The following is a 16,010-nucleotide window of genomic DNA, read 5'->3' on the forward strand; positions in this document are numbered from 1 at the left end:
CTCATCCTCCTAACATATGCAGATCCTGCAGCTTTGAAATCACCTGTCGATACGCTGCCTGAATTGACCTCCGCTCCTCCTCGGTCGCGTATCCGAAGGCCCTGGCGCACGCCTCGATATCACAGCCTCTCGCCGCGATTTCACTCAATCGGAAGAAATTCTCATTGACCCGAAAGACCTTTGCCTTTCGAATCGAAAAGAGAATGTACTCCCTCTCTCCTGTTCTTTTCTCCATCAGAAAGCTGTCCTCATCCAGGATAAACTCTTTCGATTGACACAGATCCTTTCGATTCAGAGGAGTAACCACTCTGATATCATCCTCCGGCCTTAAGATCCTGGAATTGAAAATAAACTTCAGAGCCAGCAATGACTTATACAGATAAGAAAACCTCATCTCGTCTGTCATCAGCTTGCAAAACTCCTCCTGCGACAAGAATTCCGGAAGGGCGATGCATTTGCTGCAGCTTTCCCGGCTCCCGCAGTTTACGCAGTCCCTGTGATTCGCCGCCGCGGACTTGTCCCGCTTGATTCTGACGGATAAGCGAAAGAAGGGCTCCCCTGCCGTCCCGGCGCAATAGTCAGAAGTCAGACAGGGATACAGGCCGCTTCTTTTCACCCGCAGCCGCTGCATGGAATCCACCGAGCAATTGCTCGCATTACAGAAGCGGCACATGTCAATCATATCCGGCTTCCACATTCTGTTTTGCCTGACCAGGCCTGTCCTCGCGTATTCCCTCATATCCGCGAGAAAGGCATCAAAATCTTCTCTTCTGTAGATTCCCACATACGTGTTCATCTCAGCACTGTCCGGCGGCTCCCGATATTGGGCGTATCCGGTAAAAAGAAATCTCTTTTCACTCTCCCCGCCGTTCATCACGAGTCGACTGCAGCCCTCCTCGCTGATGATCTGTGTTGCGTTTGACGCGAGAAAACCGGTACGACTGACCCGGTTGAAATCCATACTGCCCGCCCCTCTGACAAAGAGATTGTGGTTCATACCGACGTAACCCGCGATTCCCTTCAAAAGATCCTCTGAGATATCTTCCATACAGATATGTTTTGTGACCATATTTTCTCTCTGTGCCGACGGATAAAGACCCGTCAGGAAAAATCTGGTCCCTCTCCAAAGCGCGGAGTCATCATATTCCCTGTCCAGGCTTTCGATCGGATACATGTGTATCTCCAGGTCCTCGCATTCTGTGGATAAAATCACAGAAAAGTCCTTGACATAGCGGATATTGGACGGATTCACCAGGATGCCGACATGATTCATGTCATAGGCCCGAATTTCTTCAACCAGCTCATACACATTGGGTAAAAGCCCTATTTCCAGTACCTGTGCACGATAGCTGTCCCGCAATTTCTCCCGGACCTCTTCTGTGTGGCGGTCTTTTCTGAGAGCGTAAAGACCATTTTCCTCCCTCACAAAATTAATAAGCAGCATTCTCTCCAATGTAATTCCTCGCTTTACTGTAATATCTGACACAAAAACTGCCCTCTCCGGCAAGAACGACGATCCATAATAGGATTCGGCCGATCTGCATGCCAGTGTCTGACAGCTTCAGTAATTCCAGGCAGGTCATCACGGCCCTGGCGAACAGATACCAGAGGCAGACGCTATAAGCCAGACAGGCAGCCCCATACAGGGCCAGAAGGCTCTTCTTCTTCTCTTGCAGCATGGAATAGGACCCATGTCTCAAGAGAAAGAGCATCGCGAGCGAGACCGATTTATCATACAAATAGTTGATCCCACTGATGTTTCGAATCAGCCAGTAACCGTCAAATTTAGCGAATGGAATCAGGTTTACGATGAAACTGCCCAGGTTGAAGGCTCCAAACATGAGCAGGCAGGACATAAGCCTCTCCGCTTTGGCAAAGGCCGGAATCAAACAGAGGGAGAGGAAAAAAAGCTCCAGATTCATCAGGACACCTGCCAGGGAGGTGACGATCCCATGCATTTTCTTAGAGCTCCGATAGATATCGCTCACATCGGAATAAAATGCCGGAAAGCCAAAGTAAAGCTTCAGCCCAAAGCGCCCGTACATTCCCGTAAATTTCCAACAGGCTGCGAGATGGCCTGTCTCATGAAAAATTCCGCTGATCAGATAAATCAGATACATCGCAATCATCGCAGACCATCGCGTCTCTGTAACGACTGTGGTGACCGCGCGCAGATAGACCGGATAAAAGAGCTTAACCATGGACAGCATCGCGACAAGAGAAAGAAAAAGCAGCGCCAGTCCGCCTTTTGAAATAAAGCCCGCCCAAAAGCCGATCCATTTTTTACAGATCCTGCTGTTCCCAAAGCTCACAATCGAACAGTCAAACACATTCCTCTTTTCTCTTCTGACATCAACGCTTTTTCCGATGAAACCAAACTGCTCAAACTTGGACTGCAAAAAGCGCTTTTCCTCCGGACGAAGAGAGGGCATCTCCTCTCCCGCCGGAACCGGAATCACTTCTTCCCCAATCAGATCATAGAGAAACCGCGTTTCCCTGCTGCCCAGTTTTACATACTTTCCCGTCCCGCAGTTCTTCACCATGAAACAGTCGTCCAACAAAGTAAAATCAAGCTTCTTATTTTTACTCAGCATATCCCCAGAGCCCTTATCTCTTCATTGCCCCTCTTGCGGCTTTTCTCCTGACTGCGGACATACTTCTCAGTCAATTCCAGAAGCATCTGATAGCTTCTTGTTCTGTAATCCCTGTCATAGCCGCGATACTGTTTTACCAGCGCCTGCTTCGCGTCCTTGAAATAATCATCCAGGCGATTCACATACCGCTCGTCATATAGTTTTCGAAGACAGCTGATTACCTCTCTGTGGTTCATCACGTAAACCATTCCCTCCAGATATGACCTGACCGCCCTGAAATAGGTCATATCGCCCTCAGAGATTTCTCTGTCCTCCAGAATTCGCAGGATCAGCTCCAAAAGCTGAAGGGCTCTCTCATAATCCTCCTCGTATACATAGAGCATGGCCTTGAAATAGAGGAGATCGACACCATACTTTGAACCTGTGCACGATTCCTCAAGATGATATCCCGCGAAATCCGTCAGCGTGTTGCTCTGCAGAGCATGCTGGTAATAGCTGATATCACTGATCAGATAGGGGACATTCTTCTCGTTGATCAGCTCGGGATGATAGACCAGCTTCTGCACGTGATAGCGCGTATTATCCGCCTCAAAATCATTTTTTGTCGCCACATTCATCTCTGAAAATCCCGGCACAATGATGTGATAGCTCGGAAAGCCAAGATAAGACGCGTCGTGAATGAGAAGATCATATCCCTCCTGTCTTATGATATTGACAGCGTAGGAAAGCATTTCCTGATTATCGGCTCCTGTAAAATCCCTTGGCTTTACAAAGGGATAGTCATAGTCCTCTCCAAACAGTTGATAGGGATAGGCGGCATCCCCTGTTTTAAAGCTGTTCTGCAGGTTATTGACATTGCTCACATTGCTGTTGCTGAACAGGAGATAGGATTTCTTTGAAAATGTTTTCAGGTCAATCCCCTGGGTTGCCTCTGTAAAAAGACGTTCCATCGCGATGTGATAATCAGGATGCGATCCCATTTTCACACCGAACCAACCGCTGTTTTTATCCGCGATCACCAAAACGCACACCGGATACCTGCCGCCCAGAGAACCGTCCTTGATGTAGATATTAAAGTTCCTGTTCCTTTTTACCGTCTGGTACATCCTGTAAATATCTTCATATTTTCTGATGTAGGATTCGGGAATGTCCGGGAGACACAGCTGTTTCATAATCAGTTCCTTTTGGACGCGCCTCTCGAAAATTTCTGACAGCCCCTGCACCAGAGCCTCCTCGATCGTGTTTCCCGCGCACATTCCATTGCTCCCATAGAACATGTTCTGCATGAAATACGGAATATACACGTCCTTTTTTTCACAGACAGAAAAATAGGGTACACAGAGAAAATCTCTTGTGCGATGCACATTATAATCAAGCTTCTGATATCTTCTGAGCAATTCTGACTTATCGCACTGCCGCTCGTCGTCTGTTCTCGTTTGAAAAAAGGACCTGAGAAAGGCGTTTTCCTCCCGGACAAGCTCCTCCGCGGACAGGAAGCTCTCATCCGTGAAAATGTAATGGTCATTTTCCTTCTCGTGGAGAACATTGTTAAAAGTCGCGTTCGCTGCCATCTTGTTATTTTGAAGGCGCTCTATAAATTCAGCATAGGCACTCGCTCTCGCGAATTCCCTCGACATCCCCTTCCCGTTACTGCCTGCGGATGAATCCTTAAGAGAGAGTCTCAGAGAGCAGGTGTTGATCTCCTGATTCTCCAGAACCGATTCCTGGGTCTCTATCTTGAGCTCAGACAAAATACCCCGGATCCGCTGAATTGTCGTATCCGGCGTGGTATCCTTGTGTTTGGACGCGCTCAATTCTCTTAAATTTTGGTCTTGACTCATTCTCCATTCCCCCTTCCTCTCATGTAGCGGATAATCCTTTTTTTGCCATTCCACACCAACATTTCCACGGCGGTAAACAGCAGGAGCAAGACGCTTACCACTGTAATAACCGTCGTAAACTGAACCAGCAGGTCTCCGGGATGATTCATTGGTTCATGACGCGCGACCGTCTGATTGAAGTAATTCATCCCAATGCAAAATAAAGAGAAGACATTGGCGCAGAGCAGGGCGGACCTTTCCTCTTCACTGATGAGGGCTGAGGCGATGAGCGCATAGAGAAGCGTCAGGGCCAGCGCGGCTCCGCCCGTATGCAAAAAGATGCTTCCAATCCAGTAAATGAAAACCAAAATCAAAAGATTGCGAAAAATATCTCCCCTTCCTCTTGCGCTCTTGGCTTCATAGAGGTCTGTCGTTATCACGTTTTTGATATTGGAGATATTCTCTGACTCTATGATTCGGTTCTTATAATTCAAATTTCCATATCCTGTCAGGAGCTTAAAGACCTCCTCCGACAGGCCCGCTGCCATTTCCATCAGCTCAAAGCTCAGTGACGGGGCAATGCCGCCGACTTTTTCCATGTCCGGATCAATATAGAAAAAATCACTGAATCTCGCTGTTCCCCTTCCCAGATAGGTCGGGCCGAGAAGCTGCCTAGTTCCGTTCATAATTCCGCACACATAAGGACAGTTTAATTTCTCACAGGCCTCATCCAGCCACCTGGATATATATATCGGCGAGTCAAAGGACTTGACAACCACATCCGGTCTTGTATTGACAAGCAGGTCCTCCAGGGCTTCTTTACAATCCACCCTTTGATGGATCGGATAGATTTTTGTATTCGGATTTATTTTTTTCAGCTTGTTCCCAAGGACTTCTTCCTTTGATTTTCCGATATCGCCCGTGTCGTACAAAAGCTGACGGTTCAAATTGCTCTCCTCAACCACATCGCTGTCCACAAGGAAAACATGACCAATCCCCAGGGCCGCCATGTTCCAGGCAACATGACTTCCGATTCCTCCACAGCCCAGAATCAGAACTCTGGCTCTCTCTAATTTATTCCTGCACCCGTCCATATGCAGAAAGTACTCAAAGGATGACTCCCTGGAATACCGGTCACAAGCCTGAATCGGAAAGGGAAGCAATATCTGCGCTTTTTTCCACTTGTCGATTTGCTCCTTCCCATAGCTGCGGACCAATTCCTCCTCGTCAATTCCCTCCTCTCTCCTCAGATCATCGATTTGCTCTCTCGGATAAAAGGTCTTGTCGATATAGGGAAAATAAACTTCATCGGAAGCATTCCTGATGATTGGCTGATATCGATTTAAGTAGAGTTTCATACATGCCCTCATCTGAGAAATCAAGGTATCAGTACCGCGATCGCGGAAAGCGCCATCATCGGAATATACAGCGTGCATAAGAGACCGTAGATACAGAAAAACACTCTCTCCTCCTCCGCGATATTCATCTGTCTCACCTTGACACCCGCTTTCATTCTGCTGATTGCGCGGTCATCCCTGCGTATCCATTTCATGAAAAAAGTCCCGAAGAATCGGGTGACCTCTTCAAGACTCCTCTCATACAGGTGAGGAATCCCCAGAAGGTCCTGCAGGACAAAGTATCCATCCAGTTTGAAGAAAACAACCAGGTTTGCGGCTGCTAAAAGGATATTGAGCATGGCATTGACCAGGAAAATCGATCTTCCCGCGCCTGTCAGAAATCTCCCGGCAATAAGCGACAGACCTCCCAATAAGCAGTTCATCAGAACTCCCGCAAACAAGCACTTCATTCGGTCTCTTCGCCTTGGCAGTAATCTTGAAAAGCTGATGTTCGTATAGGCTACGGGATAGAGCCCGTAGATCATCAGCCCAAGATCCGGAACAGAGACTCCAAGATTCCTGGTGACGGTCAGGTGAGCGAACTCATGCAGCACAGTGATCAGAAAAAACAGTATGAAATAGAAGTAAAAGGGACATTGAAGATACAGGGTCGGCTGTAAAATCGCCTCCCTGTCGTCTCTCCACATCCACAGACCAAGGCCTAAAACCGGCAGAGACGTATAGAGAAAGATAAAACTCAGTATCTTCAGCCGCCATGATTTGGTCTGTGCGAAAGAATTTCCACTGATCAGCTTTAACTTATATCGAAGGAATCCGACGCGAAAAAAGCGCCTGTTTTTCCTTTCCATAGCGCCTTCTGGAATCAGCACTCCCATATTCAGGAAAATCTCTGTCAGTCTGTTAATCTGTTCCTCGGAAAAGTCCGGACAGCTTCTGACGATCTCCTCGCGGGTTTGATTCTCTTCAATTCCCCTGATCAGCCGGAACTCTTTTTCTCCTATGACATAGTTTTTCTGTTTCGCCTCTACATATACAGAATATCTGCCCTGGCCAATCTCCATAATATTCAGGCCGCGCGAAAGTCTATATCTTTTCTCTTCACTCATATTGTTTCATAAAAGGGGGCTGTGAAAAGCGAAAGCAAATGCCCTTCGTCACTTCACAGCCCCGCAACTTCATTCAATCATTCACAGCTGAGGGTTTCAGGTCTTCAGGTCGCAGCCATAAGGACACCGCCGACAACAATCACTCCATAGCAATAGCCTTCCCAGAAGTCATCCATCATCTGCTCTTCTGATTCCATTTCTTCGATAAGAAGATTCATGTGTCCCTCCTTTCCGGTCAGGTGAATGTAACAATCACGCCGATCGTTACACCTACAGCTGATGCAACCAGATAGAAGTCCTGATTTGACATCATCTGCTCCACATCTTCCATTTCTTCAAGCTGCAGTTTCATAGTCTTTCCTTTCGAATCGCCGAAATTAACATGCCAGATATGCTGCACCTGCAACAACTGCAATCGATGCCCCGCCTGCCGCAAAGCCGGCAACAGCTCTGCCGCTCACAGGAGCCTCAAGTGACTCAACTTCTTCAATTGCGAATTCTTTCATCATTGCTTCCATGGCGTCTCCTCCTTTCTCTTTAGAATTACGAGCTTCATCCTTTCACTGCCGTCAGCAAAACTCTCTTTCCCGGCGATTTGGAAATTTGTTCTGCCAATCAGCTGCTGAAGCTCGTCCTCCAGTATCATTTTTTTATTTGATACAGCCGAATACAGTTGTAAACGGCCAATGGAGTCTTTTTTGATGGACAAAAACTGTCCATATGCCCGACCCAGCATCCGATCGATCCTCTCATAGCTGAAACAGATCTGATCATCCAGGACAATAGGTCTGATCCGTGGCTCTGACAGCTGCTCGTAGTCCCTGATATCGAAGGCGAAGCACCCTCTCTCTGTCAAAAGACCTTCCAGCCTGTCAAAGAGCTCTGCCGTCTTCTTTGGGTCATCCATGAGAATACAGAGCGTTATTGCAGGCAGAAAAATAAAATCAAACTGCTCTTTTAAGTCCAGGGAAAAAACATCCTGCCTGAGCACATGGATTTTTTTGGCAATTGGGGCGGGCAGCCTCTTCTTCTTGTCCTCCAGAATCGAGAGCATGTCCTCCGACACATCTATGCCGGTAATATCAAAGCCATTTTGAGCAAACGGAATCGTCATTCTCCCATTTCCGCAGCACAGCTCTAAAACCTTATTCCCACTCTCCATTGCCAGGGAAAGGAATAGAGAAAGCTCCTCCTCCCCTGCCTGAAAGGTGTCATAGATCTCTGCAAAGGGCTGCGAATACAGGTCCGATGTGATGATGACATCGGAAAACTTTTTCTGAATTTCGTCAAAAAAATGATCCTCTCTCATAGCTGTCACCATTTCATCTGATTCTCTGTCTGCTGATTCCTATCATAAACACTTTGATTTCAAGGAAAAAGACGCACAAAGCCCACCGTCAGAGAAAGAGGATGAACGTTGGAATATAGATGATCGCTTCAATAAAGATGAACATATAAATCAAAAAGTAAATCAAAAAAACGTCCAATAAAAAAGACATCCGAGTTTCTCAACTCGGATGTCTTTTGACGTGTTTTATATTTCCTTATTCTGTTTTTATTTCAGAAACCTGTCTCTCCCATCCTTCAGCTTCTGTTTCTCAGCTCTTTCAACTCCTGTAAGTCACTTCTGCCCCGGCAGCCTGTAAGAGGACTTGAGTCCCACAATCCGGTTGAAAACCGGCGCACCCGGCCTGGAATCTCTTAAGTCTGCCACAAAAAAGCCCTGGCGGACGAACTGAAACTTCTCCTCCGTCTCCGCCTCTGCCAGAGCGGCTTCCACATAGGCCTCCCGCACAGTCAGGGAATTGGGGTTCAAATTGAGAGAGCCATCCTCATTGTAGACGCCCCTGTCTTCATCGATGATGTTCTCATAGAGGCGAACACTCACCTTTTTGGCTGTCGCCGCGTCAACCCAGTGGATGGTTCCTCTGACCTTGCGACCGTCGGCGGAATCGCCTCCCCTGGTCGCGGGATCATAGTTACAGTGGATTACCGTCACCCTGCCATCCTCATCCTTCTCGCAGGAGGTGCAGGTCACATAGTAGGCGTTCATGAGACGGACCTCATTGCCGGGATACATGCGGCGGTATTTCTTAGCGGGAACCTCCATAAAGTCGTCCCGGTCGATGTAGAGCTCTCCGGAAAAGGTCACTTCTCTCTCACCCAGCTCCGGGTTCTCCTTGTTGTTGGGCACGATCAGGGTCTCCGACTGTCCCTTGGGATAGTTATCGATGACAAGCCTGACGGGATCGAGAGCCGCCATCATGCGCTTTGCCCTGCCCTTTAAATCCTCGCGGATACAGTACTCCAACTCCGGGTACTCAATGGCGGAGTTGGCCTTGGAGACGCCGGTCAGTTCTACGAACATGCGGATGGATTCCGGGGTAAAACCCCGTCTGCGCAGGGCGGCGATTGAGACCAGCCTGGGATCATCCCAGCCGTCCACAATGCCATCCTCCACCAGACGCTTGATATAGCGCTTTCCGGTGACGACATTGCGCAGGTACATCTTGGCGAACTCGATCTGACGGGGAGGCATCTCAAAGCCGCAATTATCTACAACCCAGTCATAGAGGGGTCTGTGGTCCTCAAATTCCAGAGTGCAGATGGAGTGACTGACTCCCTCAATGGCGTCTTCAATAGGATGGGCAAAGTCATACATGGGATAGATGCACCAGGTGTCGCCCTGACGATGATGCTCCATATGGGCCACCCGATAGAGAATGGGATCTCTCATGTTGATATTGGGAGAGGTCATATCAATCCTGGCGCGGATCACCATAGCGCCGTCCTCGTATTTCCCCGCCCTCATATCCTCAAAGATCTGAAGGCTCTCTGCTGCCGGCCGGTTGCGGTTGGGATCATCTTCCCCCGGCTCTGTCAGACTCCCTCTGGTCTGCCGGATCTGATCCGCATTCAGATCAGAGGCATAGGCCTTGCCGTCCGCGATCAGCTTCCTGGCGTAACCGTACATCTGATCGAAATAGTCAGAAGCGAAATAGAGATGGTCTTTCCAGTCCACCCCCAGCCAATGAATATCCGCCTTAATTGCCTCGACGAACTCATCCTTCTCCTTGGTCGGGTTGGTATCATCAAAGCGCAGATGAAATTCTCCCCCATATTCCTGAGAGAGACCATAGTTGAGAAGTATGGACTTGGCGTGCCCGATGTGCAGATAGCCATTGGGTTCCGGCGGAAAACGGGTTGTCACATGGTCATAGACTCCATCCGCCAGATCCTTATCAATCGCCATCTCAATAAAATTGCGGGAAACTTTCTCCCCAGCCCCTTCTCTTGCCGTCATCTCTTCTGCCATTTTCCTGCCCTCACCCATTCTTCTCTGCAGTTTCTTTCTAAAAAATGCTCCATGATTATTCCGTTGCCCCGGATCGCAGTCTTAGCAGTGCAAGACTTTGTCCCCGCCATCACAATGTCTTTCTCTAAATCACATGCTTGTGGTTAAAGAGGTGATCCTGACAGTACTCGTAATTGCCGTTGCACTTGGAGCAGAAGCGGAACTCCAGCTCGGGATTCGTGATCTCCGTCCTGCCGCAGACGGCGCATTTATGTCTGCTGATCGGCCCCCGCGACCGGGAAGCGCTCCCCGGATTCTGACTGCCGAAGCGGCCTCTGTCACTATTGTCAGACGGCTGTCTCTGTCCGCCCGAGAAGGGGTCCTGCCCCTGGTAGTGAAAACCGGACCAGGGAGTTTTATTCCCTGCCCCTTTGCCAAAGCCTCTCTGTCCAAAGGTCGGATTAGCGGACCATTTTTTCTTCCGATTGCTCAGGAAGAAGATGAAGAAGTTAAGCAGAGACGCGATAATCGCAACTCTTCCGCCCCAATCAGTCGCCAGCAGCTCATACAGAGTCAGGCCCGCGTAGACAATGGCCAGCCAGCGCATCTTGATGGGAATCACAAAATAGAGATATACCTGCATATCCCCATAGAGGACGGCAAAGGCCAGAAAAATCGACATATTGATATAGGAGGTCGAGAAGAAAGTCCCGATATTGGAGATGTTCTGACCCGGATAGAGAATTCTTGCCACCCCGTAGAGGAGAAAGGCGCCAATGACCGTGAAGAGAATTCCGCTGAAAATATAGACGTTAAAGCGGAAGGTTCCCCAGGTCTGCTCTAAGACCCGTCCCAGCTGGTAGTAAAAGAGCATCATGATCAGACCCCAGAAAATACTGTAGGAGGGCGGAATCATCACCCAGGTGATCAGACGCCAGATCTCGAAATGGTAAATGATCCTGGCGGGCTCTAAGGTCATCATAGCAATAAAATTAGCCCCGCTTGAGAGAGAGGCAAAATATAAGATATAGCCGATGATATAGCCGCCGATCAGCCAAAGAGTCAGGTTGGGAATTGCGTAGCGGCCCAGCCTTCTCTCCAATTTATCAAGCATAGTTTTCTCCTTGCAGATGAAGAGGAAAAGTCCCTCTTTCGTTGGATTTCATTATTATATGAAACCCCAGATTTACTGTCAATTTGACGACAAATCCGGCTATCTGTACCTCATATTGTACTTTACTTCCATTGTGCCAAATTCAAATCGGAATTATAATGATCCCTGTTTACACCATGGGAGTATCGTATGTGACTTTTCATCTCCGAAAGAACCCGCAGAGGGCATTTTCGGAGATTCAAGAGCCTCTGATTCAGCGGCGCGACCGCGAGACATTGGCAGAAAGGCATACGGAGCGATTGGGACAACGCACATGGTCCCTGCCCGAATCGCTTACAAAGACACAAAGGAGTAACAATGGCTAACGAGAAATTCTGCAAGCTTGGAATCGACATCGGTTCCACCACCGTCAAAATCGCCCTCTTGGATGAGGAAAATCATCTTCTCTTCTCTGACTATGAGCGCCATTTTGCCAATATTCGTCAGACCCTCAAGGACCTGATCGAGAAATGCTTCGCCGTCACAGGCGACGTCCGGGTATCCCCTGTCATCACCGGATCCGGCGGACTGACCCTGGCCAAGCACCTGGGCATTCCCTTTGAGCAGGAGGTTGTCGCTGTGGCGACCTCTCTGCAGACCTTCCTTCCAAAAACAGATGTCGCAATCGAGCTGGGCGGTGAGGACGCCAAGATCATCTACTTTGAGAACGGAAATGTCGAACAGCGTATGAACGGCGTCTGTGCCGGCGGTACCGGATCCTTTATTGACCAGATGGCCTCTCTGATCCAGACAGACGCCTCCGGCCTCAATGACTATGCCAAAAACTACAAGTCTCTCTATCAGATTGCCTCCCGCTGCGGCGTCTTTGCCAAGACTGACATCCAGCCCCTGATCAACGAGGGAGCGACCAGGGAAGATCTGGCGGCCTCGATCTTCCAGGCCGTTGTCAACCAGACCATCTCCGGCCTGGCCTGCGGCAAGCCCATTCGCGGCCACGTCGCCTTTTTGGGCGGCCCCCTGCATTTTCTGGATCAGCTGCGCCAGGCCTTCGTTCGCACCTTAAAGCTGGACGAGGAGCATGCCCTCATGCCCGATAACTCTCACCTCTTCGCCGCCATGGGAAGCGCTCTGAACTGTCACGAGGATCTTGTCATGGACCTCGCGGCCATCAGAGAGAAATTAAGTCACAAGATCAAGATGGAGATCGAGGTCGCCCGCATGGATCCTCTCTTTGACAGTGAGGACGACTACAATGACTTCCTGAAGGCCCATGGGAATAATCATGTTCACACGGCCCCCTTAGAAGAGTATCACGGCAGGGCCTATCTGGGCATTGACTCCGGTTCCACCACAACCAAGCTGGCCCTGGTCTCTGAGGATGGGGACCTGCTCTACTCCTTCTATTCCAACAACAAGGGCAATCCCCTGGAGACCGCCCGCAAGTCCCTGGAAGAGATCTACGAGAAGCTTCCCTCTGACGCCAGGATTGTACACGCCTGCTCCACCGGTTATGGAGAGGCCTTAATGAAGTCCGCCCTCAAGCTGGAGGAGGGCGAAGTAGAGACCGTGGCTCACTTCTATGCCGCCCAGCACTTCGACCCTCAGGTTGACTGCATCCTGGATATCGGCGGCCAGGACATGAAGTGCATCAAGATCAAGGACAACATGGTTGATTCCGTTCAGCTGAACGAGGCCTGTTCCGCCGGCTGCGGCTCCTTCTTGGAGACCTTCGCAAAATCTCTTAACTTAAGCATTCAGGATTTCGCCAAAGAGGCCCGTTATGCCAGACAGCCCATTGATCTGGGCACCCGCTGCACCGTCTTTATGAATTCCAAGGTCAAGCAAGCACAGAAGGAGGGCGCCTCCGTAGCGGATATTTCCTCCGGTCTCGCTTACTCCGTCATCAAAAACGCCCTCTTTAAGGTCATTAAGCTCTCTGACGCCTCTGACTTAGGGCAGCACGTCGTTGTCCAGGGCGGCACCTTTTACAACGATGCGGTTTTCCGCGCCTTTGAGCGCATTTCCGGCGTCCACGCGACCCGACCCGACATCGCCGGTATCATGGGCGCCTTCGGCGCCGCTCTCATCGCCAAAGAGCGCTATCGCAAAGATCAAACCACGACCATGCTCTCCATCGATGAGATTCGCGCCCTGACCTATACCACTCATATCCGCCGCTGTCAGTTCTGCAACAACCACTGTATTCTGACCGAAGACCTCTTCAACGACGGACGCGTCTTCATCACCGGCAACCGCTGTGAGCGCGGACTTGGCTTAGAGAAGAATCCGGACCACATTCCAAACCTCTTCGACTACAAGTTCAAGAGGATCTTCCGCTATGCCCCCCTCAAGAAAGAGGAGGCGACCCGCGGCACCATCGGTATCCCCAGAGCCCTCAATATGTATGAGAACTATCCTCTCTGGGCCACCTTTTTGACCGAGCTGGGCTTCCGCATCCAGGTCTCTCCCATGACTAACCGCAAGATCTATGAGCTTGGAATTGAGTCCATTCCCTCCGAGTCCGAGTGCTACCCCGCCAAGCTGACCCACGGCCATATCCAGTGGCTGATCAACAAGGGGGTCGACGCCATCTGGTATCCCGATGTCCCCTACGAGCGCAATGAGTTCCCCGATGCCAACAACAATTACAACTGTCCCATCGTCACCTCCTACGCGGAGAATATTAAAAACAACGTCGACGAGATCAGCAGCGGCAAAATGCGCTTCTTAAACCCCTTCGTCGCCCTCTCCTCCGAGGAGATCATGACGGATCAGCTGATCAAGTACCTGGCCGTAGAAATGCCTGAGATCCCCGAAGAGGAGATCCGCCGCGCCGCCCACGCCGGCTGGCTGGAAATGGATCGAGCCCGCGAAGATATCCGCAAAAAGGGCGAGGAAGTTCTCGACTATCTTCAGAAAAACAAGCGGCGGGGCATTGTTCTCGCCGGCCGTCCCTACCATGTCGATCCTGAGATCAACCACGGAATCGCCGATATGATCACCTCCTACGGAATCGCCGTATTGACGGAGGATTCTGTCTCCCACCTGGGACATTTAGACCAGGAGCGGCCCGTCATTGTCATGGACCAGTGGATGTATCACACCCGCATGTACGCCGCCGCCAACTTCGTCAAAAAACACGAGAACCTGGATCTGATCCAGCTCAACTCCTTCGGCTGCGGCCTGGATGCCGTCACCACCGATCAGGTGGCCGATATCTTAACCGGCTCCGGCAAGATCTACACCTGCCTCAAGATCGATGAGGTCAACAACCTCGGGGCCGCCCGGATCCGCCTCCGCTCCCTTCTGGCCGCGATCCGCGTCCGCGAAGAGCGCAGGGAGACGCGGGAAGTCAACACCTCTGCTTACGAGCGCGTGGTCTTCACCAAAGAGATGAAGAAAAAGTACACCATCCTCGCTCCCCAGATGAGTCCCATCCACTTCGACCTTCTCATGCCCGCCTTCAACGCCGCCGGTTACAATCTGGTGCTTCCGGACGTGCCCGCGAGAACCTGTGTCGACGTCGGCCTCAAATACGTCAACAATGACGCCTGCTACCCCTCGCTGATCGTCGTTGGCCAGTTCATGGCAGCCGTCAAGTCCGGCAAGTATGACATGGATCAGACTGCCATCCTGATCTCACAGACCGGGGGCGGTTGCCGGGCCTCCAACTACATTGGATTCATTCGCCGCGCCCTGATCAAGGCCGGCTATCCCAATGTCCCTGTCATCTCTATCAATCTGAGCGGCCTGGAGCCAAACCCCGGCTTCTCCTTCACGCCCTCCCTCATCCAGCGGGGACTCTACGCCCTGGAATTCGGCGATATCTTCCTCCGCTGTCTCTACCGGGTCCGCCCCTATGAGCTGGTGGCAGGGTCCGCAGACGCCCTTCATGAAAAATGGGCCGCCCGTGTCAAGGACTTCGTCAGCGCGGATAAGAAGATTCTCTCGCACCGCAAGTACAAGCAGATGTGCCGGGATATCATTCATGATTTCGATACCCTGCCCATCCATGAGGACATGCGAAAGCCCCGCGTCGGCATTGTGGGTGAGATTCTGGTTAAGTATCACCCTGTCGCTAACAACGACCTGGTTTCTGTTCTGGAGCACGAGAGCGCTGAGGCAGTCGTTCCCGATCTGACCGACTTCCTCCTCTACTGCTTCTATAACACCAACTTCAAGGCTGAAAATCTCGGTTTCTCCCAGAAATCCGCCAGACTGGCCAATATGGGGATCAAATTCTTCGAGTGGCTAAGAAAGACCGCCCGCCAGGAATTTGAGAAATCCAGCCGCTTTACTCCACCGGCCCATATCGAGGAGACGGCGGCGAGGACGACCGAGATCGTGTCTCTGGGCAATCAGACCGGCGAGGGCTGGTTTCTGACCGGCGAAATGCTGGAGCTGGTCCATGACGGATGCAAGAACGTCATCTGCATCCAGCCCTTCGGCTGCCTGCCCAACCACATTGTGGGCAAGGGCGTGATCAAGAAGATCCGACACCTTCATCCCGACGCTAACATCTCCGCCATCGACTACGATCCCGGCGCTTCTGAGGTTAACCAGCTCAACCGCATCAAGCTCATGCTGGCTACAGCCAACAAGAACCTGGAAACGGAGCTTGCGGCTCAGCAGAAAATGGCCTGAAACATTTCAATTAGAGCCTCCGCGACCGTATTTCCGTCGCGGAGGCTCCTTTTTATGGATAAGCTATGTGCTTATCAGC

The 16,010-nt window shown here is 50.6% G+C and carries 10 protein-coding genes; 1 reads left to right on the plus strand and 9 read right to left on the minus strand.

The window, feature by feature from the left end; genetic code table 11:
• Position 1: 1 nt before the first annotated feature.
• The 9 genes from HMPREF1508_RS06550 to HMPREF1508_RS06585 form a co-directional block, all read right to left on the minus strand.
• A complete protein-coding gene (locus HMPREF1508_RS06550; RefSeq protein WP_044960545.1) occupies positions 2 to 1,444 on the minus strand; it encodes a hypothetical protein in 1,443 nt (480 codons plus the stop codon).
• Positions 1,431 to 2,594 carry a M50 family metallopeptidase gene (locus HMPREF1508_RS06555; protein ID WP_044960548.1) on the minus strand — a complete coding sequence of 388 codons (1,164 nt, stop codon included), beginning with the start codon at positions 2,592 to 2,594 and terminating at the stop codon, positions 1,431 to 1,433. Before HMPREF1508_RS06555 ends, HMPREF1508_RS06550 begins: the two co-directional genes overlap by 14 nt.
• The gene (locus HMPREF1508_RS06560; RefSeq protein WP_044960550.1) at positions 2,588 to 4,435 is read right to left on the minus strand and encodes a YcaO-like family protein; all 1,848 of its coding nucleotides are present in this window, start codon (positions 4,433 to 4,435) and stop codon (positions 2,588 to 2,590) included. The genes HMPREF1508_RS06555 and HMPREF1508_RS06560 overlap by 7 nt, the downstream gene beginning before the upstream one ends.
• Positions 4,432 to 5,772 carry a HesA/MoeB/ThiF family protein gene (locus HMPREF1508_RS09705; protein WP_049906920.1) on the minus strand — a complete coding sequence of 447 codons (1,341 nt, stop codon included), beginning with the start codon at positions 5,770 to 5,772 and terminating at the stop codon, positions 4,432 to 4,434. Before HMPREF1508_RS09705 ends, HMPREF1508_RS06560 begins: the two co-directional genes overlap by 4 nt.
• A 20-nt stretch (positions 5,773 to 5,792) precedes the next feature.
• Positions 5,793 to 6,833, minus strand: coding sequence for a M50 family metallopeptidase (locus tag HMPREF1508_RS06570; RefSeq protein WP_198015594.1), 1,041 nt, complete (start codon positions 6,831 to 6,833; stop codon positions 5,793 to 5,795).
• A 422-nt stretch (positions 6,834 to 7,255) separates the two neighbouring features.
• Positions 7,256 to 7,396, minus strand: coding sequence for a hypothetical protein (locus HMPREF1508_RS10230; RefSeq protein WP_156784462.1), 141 nt, complete (start codon positions 7,394 to 7,396; stop codon positions 7,256 to 7,258).
• Complete coding sequence (locus HMPREF1508_RS09710) at positions 7,384 to 8,199, minus strand: class I SAM-dependent methyltransferase (RefSeq protein ID WP_049906921.1); 816 nt, start codon at positions 8,197 to 8,199, stop codon at positions 7,384 to 7,386. Before HMPREF1508_RS09710 ends, HMPREF1508_RS10230 begins: the two co-directional genes overlap by 13 nt.
• A 300-nt stretch (positions 8,200 to 8,499) precedes the next feature.
• Entirely contained in the window at positions 8,500 to 10,194 is a 1,695-nt protein-coding gene (locus HMPREF1508_RS06580; protein WP_242834522.1) for a glutamine--tRNA ligase/YqeY domain fusion protein, read from the minus strand.
• Positions 10,195 to 10,318: 124 nt separating this feature from the next.
• Positions 10,319 to 11,287, minus strand: a complete 969-nt coding sequence (locus HMPREF1508_RS06585; protein ID WP_044960554.1) for a rhomboid family intramembrane serine protease — start codon at positions 11,285 to 11,287, stop codon at positions 10,319 to 10,321.
• Positions 11,288 to 11,644: 357 nt separating this feature from the next.
• Here HMPREF1508_RS06585 and HMPREF1508_RS06595 point away from each other — a divergent pair, with 357 nt between their 5' ends.
• Positions 11,645 to 15,931: a 2-hydroxyacyl-CoA dehydratase gene (locus tag HMPREF1508_RS06595; protein ID WP_044960560.1), complete on the plus strand. Its 4,287-nt coding sequence runs from the start codon at positions 11,645 to 11,647 to the stop codon at positions 15,929 to 15,931.
• Positions 15,932 to 16,010: the final 79 nt, after the last annotated feature.

Source organism: Shuttleworthella sp. MSX8B, assembly GCF_000524295.1.
Lineage (GTDB): Bacteria > Bacillota > Clostridia > Lachnospirales > Lachnospiraceae > Shuttleworthia > Shuttleworthia satelles.